Origin of the sequence: Haloplanus aerogenes, from assembly GCF_003856835.1 — an archaeon.
Lineage (GTDB): Archaea > Halobacteriota > Halobacteria > Halobacteriales > Haloferacaceae > Haloplanus > Haloplanus aerogenes.
In genome coordinates this window covers 3,032,955-3,053,578 of the sequence record NZ_CP034145.1, presented here as the reverse complement: position 1 = coordinate 3,053,578, position 20,624 = coordinate 3,032,955, and the positions used below count along the sequence as shown (strand labels likewise).

Here is a 20,624-nt window from a genome sequence, read left to right as displayed (position 1 = left end):
CGTACTCCTCGTACGTCGGGGCGGGACTATTACGTTTGTGACTCCCCACACCCACAGCCGCCGCGTTCGAGCAAGCGGCGAAGGCCGTACTCCTCACCGCAGGTCTCGCAGGCGACGCGGGCAGTCAGCGACACCGTCAGGTCGCCCGCGTCGAAGTCCTCGCGGTCGGCCAGCCGCGCCAGTTCCCGTTCGGTCACCGCCTCGGTCCGCCCGACGAGTTTGAAGACGGTGTCGCGCACCGCCGCCGCGTCGACCGTCGACGCCCGTCCCGTCTCGATGCCGGCACACTCCCGGAGGTGGGTGCGGATCGTGCCGTACGTGACGAAATCTTGCTCGACGGCGTCGACGTCGACCCCGGCGCGGGTCAGGCGGTCCCGCGCCTCCGTGCGCGCGGCGTGGCTCACGTCCTCGTCGGTGAGGAGGCGGTAGACGTTCGCGGCCTCGTCTTCGAGCAGTTCCATCCCGGCCGCCCGCATCGCCGCCGCGAGCACCTCGCGGTTGAAGAAGCGTTCGAGGGCGCGGAGGCTGGCGTCCGTCTCGGTCCGGCGCTCGGCCAGTCGCTCCGTGAGCGTCGGCAGGCCGCGGCGCTCGCACACCCGTTCGACCTTACAGGCCATCGGTCGTCGGCGCTACGCAGGTCCGCCGGATAACTCCTACTCCTTCTCGGGGAACTCCCACCTCGCGAACGGTGCCTTGACGATCGTGTCTTCCTCGAACGTGAGGTGGATGAACGGCTGTGTGTGGCCGTTCGGGAGAGTGTAGGCCGTGTTGACCGCCTCGTGAACCGGACCGTCCGGGCCGACCGTGATCGGCGGCACGATCAACTGCGTGTGGTGTGCCTGCCCGCTGAACGTCTCGTCCGGCGCGAGCGGCATCTCGGACTGTAGGGCTATCGACCCGTCGGCTCTCCGCATGTTCTGGATCGTCATCGCGTGGATCACCTTGTTCTCGTCGACCACGTCGCCCTCGACGATTACGTCACAGATCCCCCAGAACGCCGCGTAGGTGTAGGTTCGCGGCAACAGCGGCGACTCCGTGCCGGTCGTGCCGTGAATCCACGTGTCCGTGATCACACCTCCCCCCGTCTCCCACGTCGGAATCGGCGGCTGGATGGTGTGGTGAACGTCGAGCGTGTAGGGGGTGCCGTTGGGATCGGTGAACTCCACGTCGACGTCCACCGTGTCCGGCGACGAGCCGTAGGAGTGGGGCAGGTCGTAGGGCCGACGGTCTCGGTAGGTCGCGTGCACCGATCCGGACACTCGTACGACGTTGTCGCTGAACGGCGTTGGCACCGCCGTCTGCGTGTACGCCGTTCCGTCCCCGTTCGTCTCGCGGGCTGCTGGCGGTAATCCCACGAGGATCGGCAACTCCTGCAACAGCGTCCCGACCGGGCCGTCGGGATCGTCGAGCAGGTCGAGAATCGGCTGGAGCGTCGCCCGCGGCCGGTCCGGCGTGCCGAACACGGTCTGTCCCAGTCGGCGCTTCCCCGGAAGCGACCAGTGGACGACTCCCTCGTCCTGCCTGGCGATCACGTCGACGCCGGCGTTGCTCCCTTCACCCCGTCCCTCGCCGCGCTGTGCTGTCGCGCGGCCGCCGAGCCCCGCGAGGACGCCGCCCGCCCCTACAGCCTGTAGGACGCGTCGTCGGTCGAGCGTCGAGTCACACACGTCGTGTATCATATCCAATGATTCCATGTGACTAACTCACTCTGCTTTCCGGTATCGGGCTTGTCACGAACGGGTTCGGCCCGTTCCGGGGGATCGTCACCTGCCGAGCCAAGGCTTAACCCCTCCGTCTCCGATTGTTCGCTCGATGGCGTCCCTCCCGCGCGACGCGTGGCGGCCCTCCCCGCCCGGCCTCGCCGTGTTCGTCTCCGGCGTCGCCAGCATGGGGCTGGAGATTCTCGCCGGTCGGATCGTCGCCCCGCAGTTCGGGAGCAGCATCTACACGTGGGGGAGCATCATCGCCGTCTTCCTCGCGGCGCTCTCCCTCGGCTACCACCTCGGCGGGAAGCGGGCGGCGGGGCGCGCGAGCGACGACCGCCTCGCGTGGCTCCTCCTCGGCACCGCCGCCTACGTCGCCCTCGTCGTGTTCGCCTCCGACATCCTCATGGCGACGGCCGGAGCGATTCCGCTCCCCAGCCGGTTCGCCTCCCTCCCCGCCGTCATCCTCCTGTTCGGCCCGCCGACCTACCTCCTCGGTTTTATCAGCCCCTACGCCGCCGAACTCACGGAGACGGAGGGGGTCGGTGCGGCCTCCGGCCACGTCTACGCCGTCGGCACCGTCGGGAGCATCGTCGGCGCCTTCGTGACCACGTTCGTGTTGATCCCCGAACTGAGCGTCGAGGCCATCGGCGTCGGCTTCGGCCTCCTCCTCGTCGGGACGGCGCTCTGGCTCACGTGGCGCAACGACCGCCACGAACCGACGCTGGCGAGCATCGCCGTCGCCCTCCTCGTCGTCGGCGCGGGCTTCAGCGGCGCGCTCGGCGTCTCCGCCGGCGGCCCCGTCCTCTACCAGACTCAGACCCCGTATCAGGAACTCGAAGTGACGCAGGTCGGTGACGTGCGCACCCTGTATCTCGACGGCCAGCCCCACAGCGCGATGGACGTGTCGGACCCGGATCGCCACGTCTTCGAGTACACGCGCTACTTCCACCTGCCCATGCTCATGACCGAGGACGTGGACCGGGTGCTGTTCGTCGGCGGCGGCGGCTTCACCGGCCCGAAACACTTCGCGTCCGAGTACAACGTCACCGTCGACGTGGCCGAACTCGACCCCGAGGTGATCCGGACCGCGAAACGCTACTTCCGGCTGGAAGAGTCCGACCGGTTGAACGTCTACAACACCGGCGGCCGGCAGTTCCTCCAGAAGACGAACCACACCTACGATCTGATCGTCCTCGACGCCTACAAGAAAGACAAGGTGCCCTTCCAGCTCACGACCGTCGAGTTCATGCGCCTCGCCGAGTCGCGACTGGACGAGGATGGCGTCCTCTTCGCCAACCTCATCTCCGCGCCGAGCGGCCCGGCCTCGAAGTTCTACCGCGCCGAGTACAAGACGATAGCCCAAGCCTTCCCGCAGGTCTACACCTTCCCCACCGCGAGCGGGAGCGTCGTCCAGAACGTCGAAGTCGTCGCCACGAAGCGATCCGAACGGCTCTCGCCTCGGGAGTTACTCCGCCGGAACGACCGCCGGGAGATCGGAATCGACCTCACTGCAGCCATCGAGATGTCTCGCCCGCCCCCACCGACCGACGACGTGCCCATCCTGCGCGACGACCAGGCGCCCGTCGACGCCCTCCTCGACCCGATGGTCGGCCAGCGCTACGTCGTCCAGCGGACGAACGTGACGGACCCCGAGACTCCGGCGCGGGCCGTGCGACTCCCCGCACGGTCGCGACTCGTCGAAGCCGGTCGGTGACGCCGCTCGTCGGCGTCCGCGCCGTCGCGGCCGCTCTCGGTCGTGGGTGTCGGAAAAACGAAGATAGTCGCCGTCGAAGACGGCGGAAAATCCGTTCTTAAACGCGCGTGACGTTCGTCGCGCGCGGGCCCTTGGGGGCCTGTTCGATGTCGAATTCGATCTCGGTCCCTTCCGTCAGATCCTCACCGCCAACGTCCTCCATGTGGAAGAATACGTCGTCGTCAGCATCCTCAGTGTCGATGAAACCGTAGCCGCCAGTGTCGTTGAAGAAATCAACCTTACCGTTTGCCATTGCAAATGGATCGAGTCCGGGTACACGGTTAAGGGTTGCGTATTCGTTTTCTCGCACCGCATCTTGGAAGACGAATACACTGGTAAAGTGGGAATTTGTGTATATTTGTTCTATCCTGTCGGTTTCTACGCCTTTCGATGCCTGACCAGTCACGAACACCCGTCACTTCCGACGAGTCCGCCGGTTTACTCCCGCGAGGCGAACTCCCAGTAGATGACGTGGCCGTAGGCCCTGTGACGCGTCGGCGTCGTGGTAGGCGAGGCCACAGCTCGGGCAGGTAGCCTCGACCTCTGATCGTGTACCAAACCCTTTGTGTGCAGCAGTGGATCAGGGGACGATGGCTCGACGGGACGACCTCGACCGTTTCTATCGGCTACTCGATACGTTGAGGCAGCGTGTCGGTGGCCCGCGAAAACTCAAGAACTGCACGGGCTACATGGACTGGCCCGACCGTGGCGTCTACGTCTTCCTCGAACCGGGGGAGACGCGTGACGCGACCGAGCAGTTGCGCGTCACCCGCGTCGGGACTCACGCTGTCTCCGCCGGAAGCAGCACGTCACTCTGGGATCGACTGAAACAGCACTACGGCACCGGCAGCGGGAGTTCCGCCCATCCCCACGGCGGCAACCACCGCGGCTCGGTCTACCGCAAGCGCGTCGGCGAAGCGATCATCGAGAAACACGCCCTCCACGACGACTACCCCGACTGGAACGCGCGGTGGTCGAGTATCGACCGCGACCGCTCGACCGTCCGCGACGAGGAGTACATCCTCGAACGGCGCGTGAGCGCGTACCTCCGGGAACAGCCCTTCCTCTGGATCGCCCTCGACGACGAACCGGGTCCCGACAGCGACCGAGTGTACGTCGAACGCAACGCCATCGCCCTCCTCAGCAACGTCGGCACATCCACGGTCGATCCGCGGGCCGACGGGTGGCTCGGCCGATACAGTCGGAGCCGGGCGATTCGGGAGTCGGGGCTGTGGAACGTCGACCACGTCGACGAGACGTACGACCCCGACTTTCTGGATCGACTGGAGCAGGCGGTCGCGGAGACGACGCCGCCGGAGTGAGCCAGCGGTCGGCGGTAGAGCGGCGCCGTCCCGTTCGTCCCGCCGCCGCCCACGAACTGGCGTACTGACCTTGCCTAGAGTTAAGACATATGACATCTAACATCGAGGAATGGCCGCAATCTCGGACTGGGACTTCAGGGGGGTGGAGAACGGGTTCGAGCTGTTCATCGCGGAGATCGGCAACGGCACCGACGACGAGGTCGGTGACGTACTGAACGCGGCGTTCCACGACTTCGGTGAGGTCGAATCACTCCTGTATCTCCGTGCGCGGAATACGCAAGCCCAGCGTGATCTGGTGGAGTCGCTCGGTCTCGACTGGGATCCCGTCTACATGCCCTGGCTTCTGGTTCTGGAGAAGCATCCGAACGACGTTCGGGAGGGCGACCAAGCAATCATCTTTCGACTGGGACACCTCGACGGCGCCGAGGAAGTCGAGGCGGTGACGAAGACGCTGATGGCCGCCTCGATGGAGGCGAACGCCCTCCGAAAACTAACTTGGGAGAAGCGGAAAGAGCGGTTCCGGGAGCTGATTCCCGTCCTCAGAGACGCCGCCGACTTCGCCATCGCCGTCGTCGGTGTGTTGTGACTTCGGCGTCGGTACGAAAGCGTGGCCTCGGCACTCGCGACTCACAATCTATCCATAGTGATTGTGATTAGCGCGCCTATAGCGTCCGCTCGTTCCGTTACTGTTCGTCCAGCATCCGGATGCCGCGCTCCACGACCGCCTCGGTCACGAAGAGACTCGTCTCACGCTGGAGTGCTCGCATACGCGATGCCGCTTCGTCTCTATTGAGCAATCCGCGGCCGTAACCGAGCGCGATGACGCCGATAGAACCGCGTACTTCGACGCCCACGTCGGATGCTGCCTCTCTGGCGGCGAGGTCATCGGTCAGGAGAACGACTCCCCGCTCTTCCGCGACCGCAATTGCGGCGCGTTCTCCGGCGTCCGAGACAGCCGCAAGCGTCACGCGCTCAGGCCCCAGTCGACGTCTTCCTCGACTGCCTCACGCTCTCGTTTTGCCCGTTCGACTTTCGTCCGACCGACACGTTCGATGGCCTCCTCGCGGTCGAGTTCGCCGTCGAGATACCGAGCGAGAACGAGGTCCTCCCAGAGGTCTTCGAGACCGCGTTCGAGAGCTTGCTCGAATACTTCGGACTCGGGGAGGCCGCGAGCCTCGGCGATTTCTCGAACCCGGTCGGAGATTTCGGCGGCCATGCAGTATGATTACTCGACAACGTTCATAAATCCGTGTCTGCCGGCCCGATGAGAATCTGACCGGGGCCTATGTCAACCGTGGCCACAGCTAGATGCCCTTAGAGACGCCGTCTACCGTCAAAAATAGCGGCCTCGGCACTCTGACATTTTATCACCGGGACTCTACCCGGCATATAACACACTAAATTCTCTAGCAACTATTATTTTTTGGTACTAGTTAACATGGATGGCAATTTAATGAAAGAAAATGAAATCTCCAGCTAGTTCACAGAAGCTATCCTGCTCTCTCTCCCTTCTCCAGCCTGCTCAAGTTTGAACATGGGAGAAATATCGAAGCCCTCCAGTTCAGCGTCGAAGGAGAACAGCAGGACCTGCCGATCAGCCTGCTTGATGACCTCGAACATCCGCTCGCGGGTAGGACGGTCCACACGACCGAACATCGTATCTCCGATTAGCGGAGGAGTCGCAGGCATGACCTCGCCGGCAACCAACGCTGCTGCGTGTGAGATAATCAGCTGCCCTCCTGCAGAGAGGTGAGCCATCTCTGCCGGAGAGTTATCTTCTTTCCGGCGAGCCACAAGCCCGTCCTGCCGCTCCTCTACTTCGTACAGGTCACGTTCATCCAGCTTCGGAAGCACGTCGTTGATCCGGCGGATCATCTCGTCACCGAGATCGTAGTTGTTGGCGAAGAACTCGGGAAGTTCGGTGCCGCGTGCTGCCGACTGCTGGGCCGCTGCTTCACCTACGGCTTCGACAAGTTCGCTCCAACTGGTGCCGCCCCACGGGTCGTCAACCCCGACAGAGGATTCGGCGTCCAGCTTGGAAAACTTGAACGCCGGAAGCGGGAACACCGTGTTTATCGCTTCCGACGAGCTGGTGCTGACCCAGTCACCGTTTTCCTCTTCTTCTACTTGAAGCGAGTCTACGGAGTTAACCGGTCCCCGGCGAGTCTCGGACGTCTGGAACTTTCGGGTGAATCGGAATCGTCGACCGAGTTCGCTGTCAGAGATCACGGCCGAGACTTTTGCGGAGACTTCCTCTCCAGGGGAGAGTTCGTCCACCAGTTCGTAGGTTACCAGAGGGGCTTCGTCATCGAACTCCCCAGTAAGGCAGAGTTGAATAGAATCGGCTAACGTGGTTTTGCCCAAGCCGTTGGAGCCGAACACCACGTCGATGCTGGGTTCGTCGCTTCGGCCGAGATCCAGCTGGTGCTCGCCACGGAAGCATCGCAGGTTCTCTACAGTGAGAGACTCAATACGAATAACCACTACTGGAAATGTCGGGCCGGGGTGTAATCAATGTTACTGGGCCATGGTACACCGATCCACACAGCTTCTCAGAGGGTTTACTGGCTTTCTCCTGGAGATGCGTCGAGGATGTTCTGGTAACGGTTGAGTTGTTTGGCCACGACCGGGCTGCGGCATCTGACTGCAAGCTTTTCAGTATCCCAGTCTTCGGGCCGTTTTCGCGGCCATACGCCGTACAGGTCGATTTTCGGAAGCTTCAAAATGCCGAATTGGACGGCGTGGAGGTAGAGAGCGGTAGATGCGTCTTCCCATGTGACATCCTTCTTCCGTGGCAGGGTTTGAGGGAAATCGACGAGTACTGAGGGGAGTCCACGATCCCTGGCTGTGGAGATGAAGCCTGAGTCGTTGCTGAATAGCAGGAGATCAAAGCCACCGGTTTGGTGGACTTCTTCGCAGGCAGCGGTGATATTGTTGTCCTCCATCTCGGACTGAATCTTCTCTGTGTAGAGTTCGCGTTGGAGTCGGCTGAAGTACTGTCTACCGAGCCGGAGCTGCCGTGGTGTCTTTTTCAATTGGTTACGAAGTTCCCTGTATTCCTTCCCGAAGGCGTCTTCGAGTTGCCGGGTTTTGTTGATTTTCTCGTCACCATCGTAATTCATCAGTTCGTCCCGAACCCCGGTGACAACGGCGTATCCATTCAAACCCTGTTCTTGCTCAGGGGCAACACCCAGCTGGTGAGCAGGCCAGTACTGAATCAGGTTGGTGTCGAAGACTGCGAGGGATTCAGCGTTCCCATGTTCTAATCGTCGGTTTCTGTATGGGTCGATGAAGTCCGAAATCTCGTCCTGGTTATCGAACTCTAATACGCTGGAAGTGAACGCACCAATGAAGGCCCGGTGATCCGGGATTTCTGATTCTGCTTGTCCTCCGTGACGCCGACCTACCTCGGATCTGTCTTCCTGGTACTGGTTGACATCGCTTGTGAATCGGATGGAAGCAGGAGTGCCTCGGTCCAGCTGGATCTCGTAGAGGGTAGAAAGGATACTGGATTTATGATCTACAGAAATAACCGGGTTCCCGGTGCTGTAGAGTGCGTTGAAGAGGAGAGGCAGCTGCTTGCGAGAGATCTTGTAGACACCGTCAGTATTGCCGTGATCTCCTGGACCAGTGAGTTCCAATGCAGAGTTCTTTTGATAGTCTATGAGATCCATCTCGGGCCGTGGAATCATCGGGTAAATGGTGGACTCCAGGTTAGCTTGATTGGGGCCTTCCAAGGTGTAGAGATGGTCGAGTTTGAATCGCTCCATCTGGTTGCTGGCTCCGATAAGACAGGCGTTGAGAAGCCGTGAGCCGCTTGAGATGCTGACCGCGTTCGTGCCCTCGTATTCTTGCAAAGTCTCTAAGACGTGCTGTGAGAGGTCTTTCGGCTTGTTGACGCTGGGTGTTGTGGAAAGTTTGACTTCGGCGTCTACATTGTATTCTTTGCAGACGTTTTCGACAAGCTGCCGGATGGTGGGAAGTACGTCCTTGTCGTTCTGAGGTACGAAGACGAGGATATCTTCCGGTGTGTAGCCGCTCTCAATCGATGCTACAAGCGAGTTCAGTAGGGGGATGGGTCGGCTATCCGTAACGCCGATCCAAGTATCAGCCATTGTATAGCGAGATGAAGCGATACCAGATATAATTGATTGAGTTCAGAACTGTGGCTGATGCTTGGTCGGACCGTGTTGATATTTTAAAATAGGCTGTCACACATTTTGAAGTACAATGCGGAAAACCGGGTGAAGTTACAGGGTGGTCTTGAATCACAGATCTGCCGACGCAATCTGACTCAACCTGAAGGAGGTCGCCAACAGGTGGAGTGCCAACCGGATGGCGGAGCACCTTACCGAATATACTGACGCTGAGTTCTCTGCTCGCACCGTTCGACGACGTCTCAAGGGCTTATCTGGCCAGAAACGTGGGATTCCGAAAAAGAACCACTGTGTGCAGCGCTTCCTGAAGAAGATCCCAGACCATCCGGATAACGCGGTCAACTACGCAGTGACTGACGTCGGAAGGGCCGTGGTCCGGAAGAGTGACATTCCTCTGAATCTGTCGATGGTCTCAGCTTCTGATTTATTGGGCCGCGGCTTCGGTAAATCCGAGGATACAGGTGATGTTCGGCCTCATAAGTGTTGGAGTCGTGAGTTAGTTCGCCGGGATGGGTTGGGGAGTGCTGAAGGCGGTCTGTCGTGGAGTGATCGTCGTGCTGTTTTGGCGGAGAAGGATATTGGCTGGGAGGAGCACGTTGAGGAGAATCTTGGGCATGATGTAGGTCGGCATGGCGGAGTTCATCGGTTGAAAAGGTGATTTTCCATAGTCAGTGAGGAGAAGAAGCGGTATGGTTGGCTGGCAGCCTGGATAGCCGGAGTAATCCTTGGAATCGCCAGGGTCTTGTATGCTGTATTTCGGGTAGTTTTCTCGATATTGTCGAAACGGGCGTAAGTGGTGGTTCAGCCCTTCAGGCTGTCGACGATCTTGTCCCTCATCTCTGTGGTCCGGGTAGGTGCGTCAGGGTATTTCGACCGATATTCCTCGACGTCATCTACTTCTCCGGTGCAGTTTTCGCTCTGTAAGTGGCCCTTCTCAATTGTCTCAAACTCTTCACCGCATTCTCTGCACTTGATAGGGCCTGGAGCGTAGTTCGTGTTGGTCATGATTAGCCAGTAATTGTGTCAATGATTTCTTGGGCGTCTTCCTGATCGAAGTTTTGGGTGTGGAAGTGCTGATTATCTGAGTCGGATCCCGTTATCGAAATAATCACTGGGGAGACAAGAAGAGTCCACTGAGCTTTTGAAACCTCGGAAGCCATGTGTAGCCATAGAGACGCGGTTGATTCACGTCCAATCTCATCTGACTCTTCACTCGGAGTGATCCCCATCTGATCCATGTCTTCTGTTTTAGGCGAATAAACTGCCAGTGCAGGGTGGGATAGAGTTTCGCGGATGATGGCATCGATGATCAGTCGACACTCGTGTGGTTCTGCCCTTTTCGACATCATGGCCTCTCCAGCCGTAGGCGGAACCCTGTCTTCCATAGCCACGTTGTAGTCGGCGGATTCAGGGTCGAAACCGAGGCCCTCAAGCAAGTTCTGAATACGCTCCTGAGTTATCCGTCGGTCGTCGCTAATCTCCGTGACCGTTTCGAGGAAAGTCAGGGAGTCGGTTGACATAGAGGATAGTCTCATGTTGATGTCAAAGTATTTTCCCAGATTTAGAGTCTACATGAGGTTTTACGATAATCTCCTGTTTCTAATAACGTATGCAGTTGACCCAAAACAATGTAGAGGATTTCGTTGAAGGTGTTTTCGACTTTTATAACGAGAACACGCTTCTCGGAGAAGCGAACTCCGTTAGGGAGTACGGTTCCGCGAATCTGCCGACTAAGACACGGGAGCGAAGTGCCAAGCTGAAGGTTCAGGATTTCAGCGCGGGTATTGCCCATCACAACGTGAAGCCTGTAGTCAATGAGATCACGTCTTTCGAGCAGTCAAAACTGTTGAACTGGTTTGAACAAGAGCACGATGCAAGGGAGCAGGTTGGCAGCAATGAGTTTTCTCCGAGTCTGACGAAGACGGTTCTGGGATCATTGGATTCCCCTGTACAAGTTCTTCTCCCGGACAAGATGGAGTACCGGTATCACATCGACAACGGGACACATCTCCAGGGGAACCGCAATATCCCGATTACTTGGTTCCCTCCAAACCAGTACGATCAGACGGGCTTCGCTGTAGATCGTGGAGGGTATGTGTTGCAGAAGCAGCAGGGAGATACCTCCGTCGTGGATGACTCCCTGAATATCGATCTGCCAAATGATTACAGTAAGAGCTGGTTAGTGCTCAAGGTGGACGACGATCCGAGTGGCGGGGTTGAGGTGACGCTAAGATCGGAGTTCACCTCGCTTCAGAAGTCAGACGAGTACGATTCAGTCTGTTTGCTTGACCTGCCCTCTCTGAACGTACCTTAGTCACGTACAACGAGTTCAGAACTCAGTGAGCCCGACCTGTTCCGTCTCTTCCTCTCCTTCTGGGTCATCGTCTTCGAGTAGGCCGTGTTCTTCTTTGACTCGTTCCGGCATCTGAAGCACTCCGGTCTCTGGGCTGTGTTCATTCCTGTAGACCTCGGCTTTTTCGAGTTCTTTGAAGAGCCCGTGGCAGTCGATATCTCAGGTGTTCTCCATGTGTTCGACGTCGCTGGTGGTGACCCAAGAAACAGTACGTAGGTTCTCTGTAGCGACTGCGGCCACATCACCGAAGTCTCGATGATCAGAATGGTTTCCGAAAGGAAAACGGGGGTGATAGTTGATCGCTGAGAGCCAGGATTCGCCTTTCGCTGTTGACGCTGTCCGGCGTATTGAGAACTGGGAGGAGCTGGCTAATTTCGAGGAGAAGGTGATCATGCTGGCTCCGTGGCTGAAGAAGTACGAGTACCTGGGAGACCCAGACAGTAGGTTGGATGATGAAGTGTTTCAGATGCACGTCCACGGCCGGCCATTGGAGTGTGTAGAAGGAAGTGCTGACTACAGTTTTGACTTCGACGGCGTCGTGAACTTTGAGTACGACGAGCTGGACGCAAAGTCTTTGGTTGATGAGGAATACAGGACGTGGATCAACGTGTTCGAGGAAGAGTTCCCGGACGCGGATCTGTATTATCCGGAGCCGGACGAGTATCTCTGAAGTTTGTAGGTAGAGAGTCTTGCGTTCCTGACCCCACCGTGGATTTATACAGACCTCGGTGCAAGGTTAGTACTACCAGGGGTATCACAAGTGACTGTATCAGGTAACACCGTTGGGGAGAGACTTGACGAGTTAGAGCTCCCACCAGTCATTGAGACCTCAGAGACTGATTTCATACACGACTTCTACAATCCTATTCTATCTCGGGCAATTGAGTACAAGAGGGGAGTCGGATACTTTACGAGTGGCTGGTTGAAGAACGCTGCTCGTGGTATTGCTGGGTTGGCGTCGAATGGTGGGAAGGCCAAGTGGATTATCAGCCCGATACTGGAGGAGGATGACTGGGAGGCCTTCAAGAAGGGAGAAGAAGGCCGTAGAAACGAGGTTATCTATGAATCGCTTGAGCGGGGGATAGAAGAGCTAGAGGAGGGGCTTGAGGAAGATACTTTGAATACTGTTGCTTGGATGATTGCGGACGGTCTTCTGGAAATCAAATTCGCAGTTCCGGATGGACGCAATATCTATGGAGACTTCCACGATAAGTGGGGTATTGTCACCGGTATCTATGGCGGGAAAATGGCGTTTCACGGTTCTCAGAATGACAGTCAGAAGGGCTTCTACAACTACGAGTCGTACGATGTTTTCTGCGATTGGGCGTGTGAGCGCGATGCTGAAAGGATACGGAAACACGAGGAAAGATTTGATGATCTGTGGAATAACGAGAAGGAAGATATCTCCGTGTATTCTCTTCCTGAAGGGGTTAGCGAGGATATAGTCCAGCTGAGAGAGACTGACGATGCTCCTTATGACAACGACAGATCTGGTGGTAGTCCAATGAGCGCGAGGGACCACAACATTACTTTGCGCGACTACCAGCAGGAAGCGGTGAATCAGTGGCGGTACAATGGTCGGCACGGCCTATTCGAGATGGCTACGGGTACTGGGAAGACGTACACCGCTATTGGTGCGATGGATCAAACCTTTGCGAAGCAAGAGCATCCGATGGTCGTGGTCATTGCGGTACCTAATACGCACTTAGCTTTCCAGTGGAGAGACGACTTGGAGGACTGGGGGTATGATGAAGAGGTCTACATGATCTTCGGGAGTGTCAACACCAACTGGAAGTCGGACATGGGTCGCGTCCTTGATGATATCCGGATTGAAATGCAAGATATCGCTATTCTGCTGACCACGCATGATACTCTTTCAGATGAGCACTTCCGGTCGGAGATTCAGCAATTGAATTGTGACCGCTTGCTGATTGCTGATGAGGTTCACGGCTCTGGATCTGAGGAGAGGAAGAAAGGATTGCTTGAGGATTACAATTACCGTATTGGGCTTTCTGCTACGCCTCAGAGATACTTTGACGAGGAGGGTACGGATTTCCTGATGGACTATTTCAACGGCGTGGTTTATGAGCTGCCGTTGGGTGAGGCGATTCCTGAGCATCTGACGCCGTACGAGTATAAACCGTATTTCGTGGAGATGACTCCGGAGGAGCTGCACGAGTATGAGGAGATAAGCAGTGACTTGGGGTGGATGGCAGCCAGTGACGATGTCGAAGACAAGGTCGTGGAGAACATGATGATGGAGCGTGCCGATCTGATTAAGAAAGCGGAGAACAAGTACAGCAAGCTCCATGACATTTTAGAAGGGATTGATGAGCCAGACCATCTCCTGGTCTACACTAACGACGAGCAAATTGACCAAGCGCAGCAGATCTTAGACGAACACGGTATTTTCCATCATAAGTTCACTCAGGCGGAGAAACCGAGTGAGAGACCGGAACTCCTAGAGCAGTTCGATAAGGGGAACTATGACGCCTTGGTGGCGATGAAATGTCTGGACGAAGGAGTAGACGTGCCATCTACTCGGGAGGCCATATTAATGTCAAGCACGGGGAATCCCAAGCAATTTATCCAGAGGAGAGGGCGCGTCCTCCGGCATTATGAGGGAAAGGAGAAAGCAGTCATCCATGATATAATTGTGGTTCCATCCCTGTCAGAGGATTTGAATCCCGATATCAAAGAAATCGAGAAAAAGATTTTGTTAAAGGAACTGGACAGGTTCGATGAGTTCGCATCGAATGCTGACAACGAAATTGAGGCCCGGAACGCCATCGAGACAGTCCGAACAATATATGAAGTGTAGCGTGTGATCATTGCCTCATCAGCGTAGTTAGCAACTGAAAGGAATATTTCAGACAACAAAACAGGACTCATTATGGATAAACCAGAAGTCAACCGTCTAATCACGGACAAGGTCGACGAAATCGAGGATGAGGATCAGAGAGCGTTCATTAAACAGATTCTGAAGTTCGAGCGCGATAATCTTGACCAGCCTATGCCTCGGTACAGCGACGATTACAAAGATATGCTCGACGACATCGTCTCAGAAAATGAGTAGGATACAGATTCATTCTGTGGAGGTGAAGGACTACAGACAATTCCACGGAAAGCAACGAATCGAGCTCAAAACTGATGGTAAGAAGAATATCAATGTCATAGAGGGAGAGAACGGCTCTGGAAAGTCAAATCTGCTGAACGCTATCACTTTCTGTCTTTACGATACCGAGGAACATCTTGAGGAGTCGAAAGAAGAAGGACTGAATGTTTACCCGTACGGCAATCGAGACAAGCTGGAAGATCTAGATGAAGGTGAAGAGCTTAATGGGTATGTGGAGGTCCGGTTTGGCAGAGATAGTCCGGAATACAGGTTCAAGCGGAGTTTTACAACGGTCAAGAAGGGGGAGAACCAGTTTAGCGACGCTTCTGACGATCTTACACTACAGCGTAAGGAGGGCTCTGATTGGGATATCAAGGACGATCCTATCGCTCACCTAAACCAGATTCTCCCTGTTGACGTCCGTGATTACTACCTCTTTGACGGTGAACGGCTTGACACGTTTTTTGAAGAAGAGTATTCGGAGAATGTGAAGAAAGGTATCGTCGACGTCTCGCATATTGACCTTCTGGAGAGATCGGAGAACCACCTGAAGAGAGTTCGTGACCAGATACAGGATAAGGATGATTTCTCCGGGAAGGAAGATGAGCTTCGTGAGGAATTGAACGAGCTGAGAGACGAACTTGAGGATTTAGAGGGTGACAAGGAAGAGATCGTTTCTAACCTTGAGGAGACGCGGCGGCTGATCAAGCAGAAGGAATCGAAGCTTGAGGATAGTGATGACAAGTATATTCGGAGTAGACAGGAGCAGCGTAGCAAGGCGAAGGATCGGTTGAAGAATCTCCGCAGTAGAAAAGAGAATCTTCAGAATCGATCTGGCGATGTCCTGGCGGAGGCAGCTCCTATTGTGTACTGTTACGATGCTCTTGATTTCACTCTGGAGCAAATCAACGAGTTACACGAGAAAGGGAAGTTACCTCCGAGGATTCAGGACTACTTCATCCGAGAGCTCTTGGAAGAGGGTGAGTGTATCTGCGGTGAGCCGATAGAAGAGGACCACGAGCACGAGCTTAAAGATCTTCTTGAGGAAGTTGAGCAGGGCCTGGATGAGGATGAAAATCTGGAGGGTAAGAGTGAGATCCCCCGTATCCAGGATGTTGGAACTGAGAAAGTGAGCCAGCTCTTGGATTTGCGAGGCCAGATCCGTGAGGTCGAAGAGGAGATTAGTGACACGGAGACTGAGATCAACGAGATCAAAGAGGAGCTGAAGCAGTACGATACTTCGGACGAAGATATCGACGTAGATGCTATTGAGGATCAGCTTGACGACTTAGAAGACCGGGAGGAGACCCTGAAGGATCAGAAAGAGGATATTGTGAGTGATATCGCGTTGAAGCAGGAAGAGGTAGATAACAAAGACGAGGAGCTGACTAAGGAATTAAAGAAGAAAGAGAAGCACCAGGACCTGGTGAAGAAGCTGGAGTTCCTGGAGCAGTCGATTGACCACGTCAATGAGATCCAGCAGACTGTATTGGGCGAGATCCGTAGTCAGGCTCAGGAGAAAATAGAGGAGTACTTCAACCAGCTGATCTGGAAAGACGAAGAATACGAGATTGTCTTGGAGGAGGACTATACTATCCGAGTCCTGGATGAGTTCGGAATGGACAAGATTGGTTCCCTGTCTGCTGGAGAGAAGCAGGTCTTGGCATTGTCGTTCATGTCCGCCCTCACCAGTATCAGTGGATTCGAAGCCCCCATCGTTATTGACACGCCTCTGGGCAGGATATCTAGTGAACCACGGAACAGGATTGCCGAGAACATCCCGGACTACATAGAGGGAACACAGCTCACCTTCCTCATGACAGACTCAGAGTACACTACCCAGGTTGAAAGCAGGATGAAGGATAGTATCTCTAATGAATACCTGCTGAGCAATAGCGGGTTGAAAACCGAGGTGGTTGAAAGATGATCGACGAGATTGAGGAAACCGAGATCCCGCGCGACCTTGTGATCGAGGAGAAAAAGCGAGACCGCTATAAGGAGTTGATTGACGAGGACAGCGGCTCTCCTTTCGCAGGTCAGCAGATGAGCAAGTTGTTCATGGTGTCGCTGGGAATCGGGTATGACCAGGGCCTCCAGAAGTCTCTTGACTCAAGGTCGGGGAGCATTCCTTGGAGTGCCTTGACGAAGGACGAGCAGTGGGTAATCAAATCGGTTGCAGTGAAGGAAGCTGACGACGCCGAGATCCTGAAGGATGGCAGCCAGGTAGCTCAAATAGTCCAGGAATACGCGAATGGCGGTTTCGAGTATATCGACGACTTGGTCCGTGGACCAAAAGATACTCTCTCCACACTCCGGACTGAAGTTGTTACGATGCATCAGGATCACCGCCCGGATGCAGATGTAACGGATGATGACGACTGACTGCTGACTGGTCTTACTGGATGTCGGCTTTGACGAGGTACTCGTGTTCGTGCTCTTCCAGTACCTCTAAATCTCTGTCAAGGATGGTTTCGGCTTCTTCGAGCTTGTCGGGTGGAAGGTAGAAGGTGAGTGCATCCTCGTCGCTGGTGACGTGGATATCGTCCCTCATTACCCCGAGTTTGTCGACGATCTTACTCTGAAGTTGTTTTGACTGGGTCATGAGTTTTTAGAAGGTGATGTTGCGGAGTCTGTTGACGATCTTGATTACTTCGTCGGTGGCGTACTCGATTTCTTCTCTTGTGTTGTCTTTTCCGAGGCCGAACCGTATGGCGTTGTGCCACCTGTCTTCGTTGTCGGTGATGGCCTGGAGGACGTGTGAGGCTTCAACCTGGCCCGTGGTACAGGCGGAGCCTGCTGAGACCGCTATATCGGGTTGAAGGTTCTTGACGAGAGCTTTGTTCTCTACGCCGGTGAAGCTGATGTTGAGGTTGTTGGGTATCCGCTCCTCCGGGTGACCGTTCAGGACGATGTCGTCCAGCTCCTCGTTGAGGCGTTCCCACATATACGAGGTGAGCTCGTCAACGTGGCTGGTACGTTCTTCCATGTTCTTGTCGGCCATCTCCACTGCCTTTGCGAAACCGACGATGGATGGTACGTTGAGAGTTCCAGATCTCCAGCCTCGTTCGTGGCCGCCGCCGTGAAGCAGTGGTTCAAGTTTGACTTTCGGGTTTCTGCGGCGGACGTAGAGTGCGCCGACGCCTTTCGGCCCGTAGATCTTGTGGCCGGAGATAGACATCAGGTCGATCCCCATTTCTTCGACGTCGATAGGGAGGTAGCCGATTGCCTGGACTGCGTCGGTGTGGAAGAAGACCTCGTGCTCTTTCGCTATCTCACCGATTTCTTGCAGGGGTGCAGTGGTACCGATCTCGTTGTTTGCGGCCATAATCGAGATCAGCACGGTGTCGTCACGTATCGCGTCTTCTACGTCACTGGGATCGACCTGGCCGTGTTCGTCGACAGGGAGATATGTAGCGTCGAATCCTTTCTCTTCCACTGCTTCGCAGGCTTCGAGTACGGCTTCGTGCTCGGTGACAGCTGTGATGACGTGGTTCCCCTTGTCGTGTTTGGCCGCGTACTCGGCGGCTCCCTTGATCGCCAGATTGTCGGATTCGGTGGCTCCGCTGGTAAAGATGATTTCCTCAGGCCTGGAGTTTACCGCTTCTGAGATTCGTTCTCGGGCTTCGTTGACCGCTTTCTTGGCGTTGGCCCCGTAAATATGATCTTCGCTGGCAGGATTCCCGTAGTTTTCTGTGAAGTAGGGTTTCATCCCGTCGACGATGTCTTCGTCTACAGGGGTGGTGGCGTGATGGTCAAGGTAGATGGGTGTTGCCACGTCAGGACTCATGTTATCCTTCCTGTTGAGCGTGCTTCCCTTTCACTTCACCGGGCACCAGGTCTTCGAGGTCAGTTAGGTCTCTGACGTTGCCGTGGACTCGGATCACTCCTCGGTTGAGGTGTGCGACGAACTCGTCGTACAGAACCTCTTCAGGGTCTTTGTTTTCCTGGATCAGCCGCTCCTTCAGGAGTGCCATGTAGAGTGCGTCGTGTTCTCCAAGGAGGGTGTACCGGTTGAACGTCTGGCCCTCGTTGTCGTATTCTTCCGGGTTTGGTGGCCGGGATTCGTTCAGAGAGTAGCAGAACCCGATTCGGCACAGGTAGTTCGGGGTCATACCGGTGTTGGCTTTCAGCATTTTCAACCGGTTGGTTGCGTCGTTACCTATCGTGATGCGGTTGAACTTCTGGCTCATGAAGTGATCTCCTCTAGGGACTGCTGGTTTTCGTCATCATCGTCCCAGAAGTAACCCTTCGAGGGAATTGTCCGGCCTTCTGTTTCGTCGTATTCGAGATGGTAGGCATTAGAGATGTAGCCCTCCAGTTTCTGGTACTGGCTGTCGTCGATCTCAGTGTCGGTGGAGAAGATTATGACTTGGTGGGCTGCCTCGGGGAAGAAGTGCGTGATCAGGTTATCCCGATGGTCGTTGTCAAGGCGTCCAAGAGGTGTGTCGACGATGAACGGAAGTGGACGGTCGGAGATGTCAGCCAGCGCCCAGAGTAGAGAGGTGGCGAATATCTGTCGTTCACCAGCGGAAAGCTCAGTGTGCGGCTTCTTGTTGCCGTGGATGGTCTTGATGGAGATATCAAGGGTTTCCTCGTCTATCTCAATCTTGTCGTAGAACTTGCCCTTGTTGGAGAGCGTGATGTACCGTTCACTGAGTTTGCTTTCCAGTTTCCGGAGTTTTTCCTTAGCAAGTTGTTCTCGAAAGTCCTGAACTGCGTCACGTACGTCTGTAGCTAGGTTTGCCCGTTCGGAAACATCTTCGACACGGGCTTTCTTCTCCAGCTTGTTCTCGATCTCGTTTTCTTTCCGTTCGAGTTTTGTCTGTGCCTTACTGATTCCCTCTTCAAGCTCTTCCAGCCGGGACTTGATCGCACCCCTCTCTTCGGTCAGCTCGTTCAGGTCTTCGATGAGCGGGGAGATGAGTTCTTCATCAGGTGCTTTGCCAAGACCAGCTTCCACTTCTTGGAGTTCTCGGGTTTCCTCTTCCAGTTCTTCAGTCACCTCTGACAGCTGCTGCGGAACGTCGTGCAACGCCTTGTCCACTAGGGAGTAGATTTCTTGGCGTTGTGCTTCGGAGAACTGGTGTGCGAGCTCTGGCTCTTCATCATCGATTTCAAGACGTCCCTGGAGCTTTTGCTGGATACGTTCCGCGACTTCCCCAATCTGGTCTTCAGGAACCTCGGTTTCCTGCCAGACTTCGTTGTCCCCGAGCACGTTGTTGAGTTCATCAGTGAGTTCGTTTCTGGCAGTCACCTTGTTCTGCCGTTCTGTCTCGGTCTTGAGCCGGTCGACGACGGCCTCACACAGATCCGGTGCCAAGGTGAACGGGTATGCACCCATAGCGATTTCCCGGATCTGATTTTCGTGTTGTTCGATGCTGGCGTTGAGTTCTGCACGGCGCTCTTTCAGTTCTTCTCGCTTGTCGGCGTATGACCCGCCTTCCTGAGCGATCTTGGACTCTTTGCTGTCGATTTTCGAGTCCAGCTCCTGCAGTTTCTCTTCTTTCTCTTCTTTCTCCTGCTTGAAATCCTTGAGTTCCTGCTCGAACTGGTTTCGCTCATCTCGGAGTTCTTCGAGTTCCTCGTTGATGCCTTCGACTCCGCTCTCATCCAGTTTGCGGGAGATGTAGATGGAGAGGTCAGTGTCCAGTCGTTCGATCAGGTCCAGACCGAGAAGGGAGTACATCGAGTCTTCGAAGTCAGCGTCAGATTCGACTGCGGATGCGAGTTCTTGAATCTTCTCGCCGTCGAAGAAGAACAGCTGTGAGACGCCGGGAGGAACGAGTTCCTTGAGGAAGTCCTGCCACTGGTCTTCGTTCAGCTCGGATGGTATCTGTCCGTTTCTTCGAACCTCCAGGTTTTCGACGATGCTCTTGCCTCTGTCTCGCCATGAGCGTTCGACCGAGTAGTGGTCGACTTCGCCCATGTGGGCGTACTCGAACTCCAAGCGTACGGCGGCGCTGTCTGCTTTGCCGTCAGGGTATTCGTGGAGTTTGCTCCGGATGGCTTGTTCGTAGTCTTTTCTGGCGGTGCGACGACCGAGCGAGGATTTCCCGTGGAGGCAGAATCCTATGGCCTCAAACAGTGTGGTCTTCCCTGCCCCGTTTTTCCCGCCGAACAAGACGATTGGAGAGTCGTCACTTGATGTGAGAGTGATCTCGTTGCGTCCACGATAAGGTCCAAAATCGGTGATTACCAGCTTGTTTATCCTCATAGAG

22 protein-coding genes and 1 pseudogene are annotated in these 20,624 nt (G+C 55.8%); 10 read left to right on the top strand and 13 right to left on the bottom strand.

Going from position 1 to position 20,624, the window contains the following annotated elements; genetic code table 11:
• Positions 1–29 precede the first annotated feature (29 nt).
• On the bottom strand, positions 30–617 hold the full coding sequence (rdfA, locus tag DU502_RS15635) for a rod-determining factor RdfA (protein WP_121921677.1): 588 nt from the start codon (positions 615–617) through the stop codon (positions 30–32).
• Positions 618–653: 36 nt separating this feature from the next.
• Positions 654–1,694, bottom strand: a complete 1,041-nt coding sequence (locus DU502_RS15630; protein WP_121921676.1) for a hypothetical protein — start codon at positions 1,692–1,694, stop codon at positions 654–656.
• A 118-nt stretch (positions 1,695–1,812) separates the two neighbouring features.
• Between DU502_RS15630 and DU502_RS15625 the strand changes: the two genes are divergently transcribed.
• A complete protein-coding gene (locus DU502_RS15625) occupies positions 1,813–3,420 on the top strand; it encodes a spermidine synthase (protein ID WP_121921675.1) in 1,608 nt (535 codons plus the stop codon).
• 97 nt (positions 3,421–3,517) lie between these two features.
• Here DU502_RS15625 and DU502_RS15620 read toward each other — a convergent pair whose 3' ends face one another.
• Positions 3,518–3,712 (bottom strand): cold-shock protein, encoded by a 195-nt coding sequence (locus tag DU502_RS15620; protein ID WP_121921674.1) that lies wholly within the window; start codon positions 3,710–3,712, stop codon positions 3,518–3,520.
• A gap of 337 nt (positions 3,713–4,049) precedes the next feature.
• Between DU502_RS15620 and DU502_RS15610 the strand changes: the two genes are divergently transcribed.
• Both DU502_RS15610 and DU502_RS15605 read left to right on the top strand, forming a co-directional pair.
• Complete coding sequence (locus DU502_RS15610) at positions 4,050–4,781, top strand: hypothetical protein (RefSeq protein WP_121921673.1); 732 nt, start codon at positions 4,050–4,052, stop codon at positions 4,779–4,781.
• Between the two features lie 109 nt (positions 4,782–4,890).
• Entirely contained in the window at positions 4,891–5,367 is a 477-nt protein-coding gene (locus DU502_RS15605) for a hypothetical protein (RefSeq protein WP_121921672.1), read from the top strand.
• Positions 5,368–5,464: 97 nt separating this feature from the next.
• Here the strand turns inward: DU502_RS15605 and DU502_RS15600 are convergent.
• From DU502_RS15600 to DU502_RS15575, 6 genes and pseudogenes are all read right to left on the bottom strand, one after another.
• Positions 5,465–5,728: pseudogene (locus tag DU502_RS15600) on the bottom strand (nucleic acid-binding protein); the annotation flags it as partial.
• Positions 5,729–5,745: 17 nt separating this feature from the next.
• Positions 5,746–5,997: a hypothetical protein gene (locus DU502_RS15595; RefSeq protein WP_121921671.1), complete on the bottom strand. Its 252-nt coding sequence runs from the start codon at positions 5,995–5,997 to the stop codon at positions 5,746–5,748.
• 260 nt (positions 5,998–6,257) lie between these two features.
• Positions 6,258–7,265: an ATP-binding protein gene (locus DU502_RS15590; RefSeq protein ID WP_121921670.1), complete on the bottom strand. Its 1,008-nt coding sequence runs from the start codon at positions 7,263–7,265 to the stop codon at positions 6,258–6,260.
• Positions 7,266–7,342: 77 nt separating this feature from the next.
• The gene (locus DU502_RS15585; RefSeq protein WP_121921669.1) at positions 7,343–8,896 is read right to left on the bottom strand and encodes a hypothetical protein; all 1,554 of its coding nucleotides are present in this window, start codon (positions 8,894–8,896) and stop codon (positions 7,343–7,345) included.
• 843 nt (positions 8,897–9,739) lie between these two features.
• Positions 9,740–9,943, bottom strand: a complete 204-nt coding sequence (locus DU502_RS15580) for a hypothetical protein (RefSeq protein WP_121921668.1) — start codon at positions 9,941–9,943, stop codon at positions 9,740–9,742.
• Between the two features lie 2 nt (positions 9,944–9,945).
• Entirely contained in the window at positions 9,946–10,458 is a 513-nt protein-coding gene (locus tag DU502_RS15575) for a hypothetical protein (protein WP_121921667.1), read from the bottom strand.
• 89 nt (positions 10,459–10,547) lie between these two features.
• On the opposite strand from DU502_RS15575, the gene DU502_RS15570 reads away from it, so the two are divergent.
• From DU502_RS15570 to DU502_RS15545, 7 genes are all read left to right on the top strand, one after another.
• Entirely contained in the window at positions 10,548–11,252 is a 705-nt protein-coding gene (locus tag DU502_RS15570; RefSeq protein WP_121921666.1) for a hypothetical protein, read from the top strand.
• Positions 11,253–11,336: 84 nt separating this feature from the next.
• Positions 11,337–11,507 (top strand): hypothetical protein, encoded by a 171-nt coding sequence (locus DU502_RS18435; RefSeq protein ID WP_158601199.1) that lies wholly within the window; start codon positions 11,337–11,339, stop codon positions 11,505–11,507.
• A gap of 79 nt (positions 11,508–11,586) precedes the next feature.
• Positions 11,587–11,961, top strand: coding sequence for a hypothetical protein (locus tag DU502_RS15565; RefSeq protein WP_121921665.1), 375 nt, complete (start codon positions 11,587–11,589; stop codon positions 11,959–11,961).
• A 90-nt stretch (positions 11,962–12,051) separates the two neighbouring features.
• Positions 12,052–14,112, top strand: coding sequence for a DEAD/DEAH box helicase family protein (locus tag DU502_RS15560; RefSeq protein WP_121921664.1), 2,061 nt, complete (start codon positions 12,052–12,054; stop codon positions 14,110–14,112).
• Between the two features lie 72 nt (positions 14,113–14,184).
• A complete protein-coding gene (locus DU502_RS15555) occupies positions 14,185–14,367 on the top strand; it encodes a hypothetical protein (protein ID WP_121921663.1) in 183 nt (60 codons plus the stop codon).
• A complete protein-coding gene (locus tag DU502_RS18770; RefSeq protein ID WP_243695923.1) occupies positions 14,360–16,333 on the top strand; it encodes an AAA family ATPase in 1,974 nt (657 codons plus the stop codon). Before DU502_RS15555 ends, DU502_RS18770 begins: the two co-directional genes overlap by 8 nt.
• A complete protein-coding gene (locus DU502_RS15545) occupies positions 16,330–16,788 on the top strand; it encodes a hypothetical protein (protein WP_121921662.1) in 459 nt (152 codons plus the stop codon). Before DU502_RS18770 ends, DU502_RS15545 begins: the two co-directional genes overlap by 4 nt.
• A gap of 13 nt (positions 16,789–16,801) precedes the next feature.
• On the opposite strand, the gene DU502_RS18430 is transcribed toward DU502_RS15545, so the two are convergent.
• Genes DU502_RS18430 through dndD form a run of 4 tightly spaced genes read right to left on the bottom strand, consistent with a single transcriptional unit; the run spans position 16,802 to position 20,620 of the window.
• The gene (locus DU502_RS18430) at positions 16,802–16,957 is read right to left on the bottom strand and encodes a hypothetical protein (RefSeq protein WP_158601198.1); all 156 of its coding nucleotides are present in this window, start codon (positions 16,955–16,957) and stop codon (positions 16,802–16,804) included.
• Between the two features lie 57 nt (positions 16,958–17,014).
• Positions 17,015–18,193 carry a cysteine desulfurase family protein gene (locus DU502_RS15540; RefSeq protein WP_121921660.1) on the bottom strand — a complete coding sequence of 393 codons (1,179 nt, stop codon included), beginning with the start codon at positions 18,191–18,193 and terminating at the stop codon, positions 17,015–17,017.
• A gap of 1 nt (position 18,194) precedes the next feature.
• Positions 18,195–18,596: a DNA sulfur modification protein DndE gene (dndE, locus tag DU502_RS15535; RefSeq protein ID WP_121921659.1), complete on the bottom strand. Its 402-nt coding sequence runs from the start codon at positions 18,594–18,596 to the stop codon at positions 18,195–18,197.
• Positions 18,593–20,620: a DNA sulfur modification protein DndD gene (gene dndD, locus DU502_RS15530; protein WP_121921658.1), complete on the bottom strand. Its 2,028-nt coding sequence runs from the start codon at positions 20,618–20,620 to the stop codon at positions 18,593–18,595. Before dndD ends, dndE begins: the two co-directional genes overlap by 4 nt.
• Positions 20,621–20,624 lie beyond the last annotated feature (4 nt).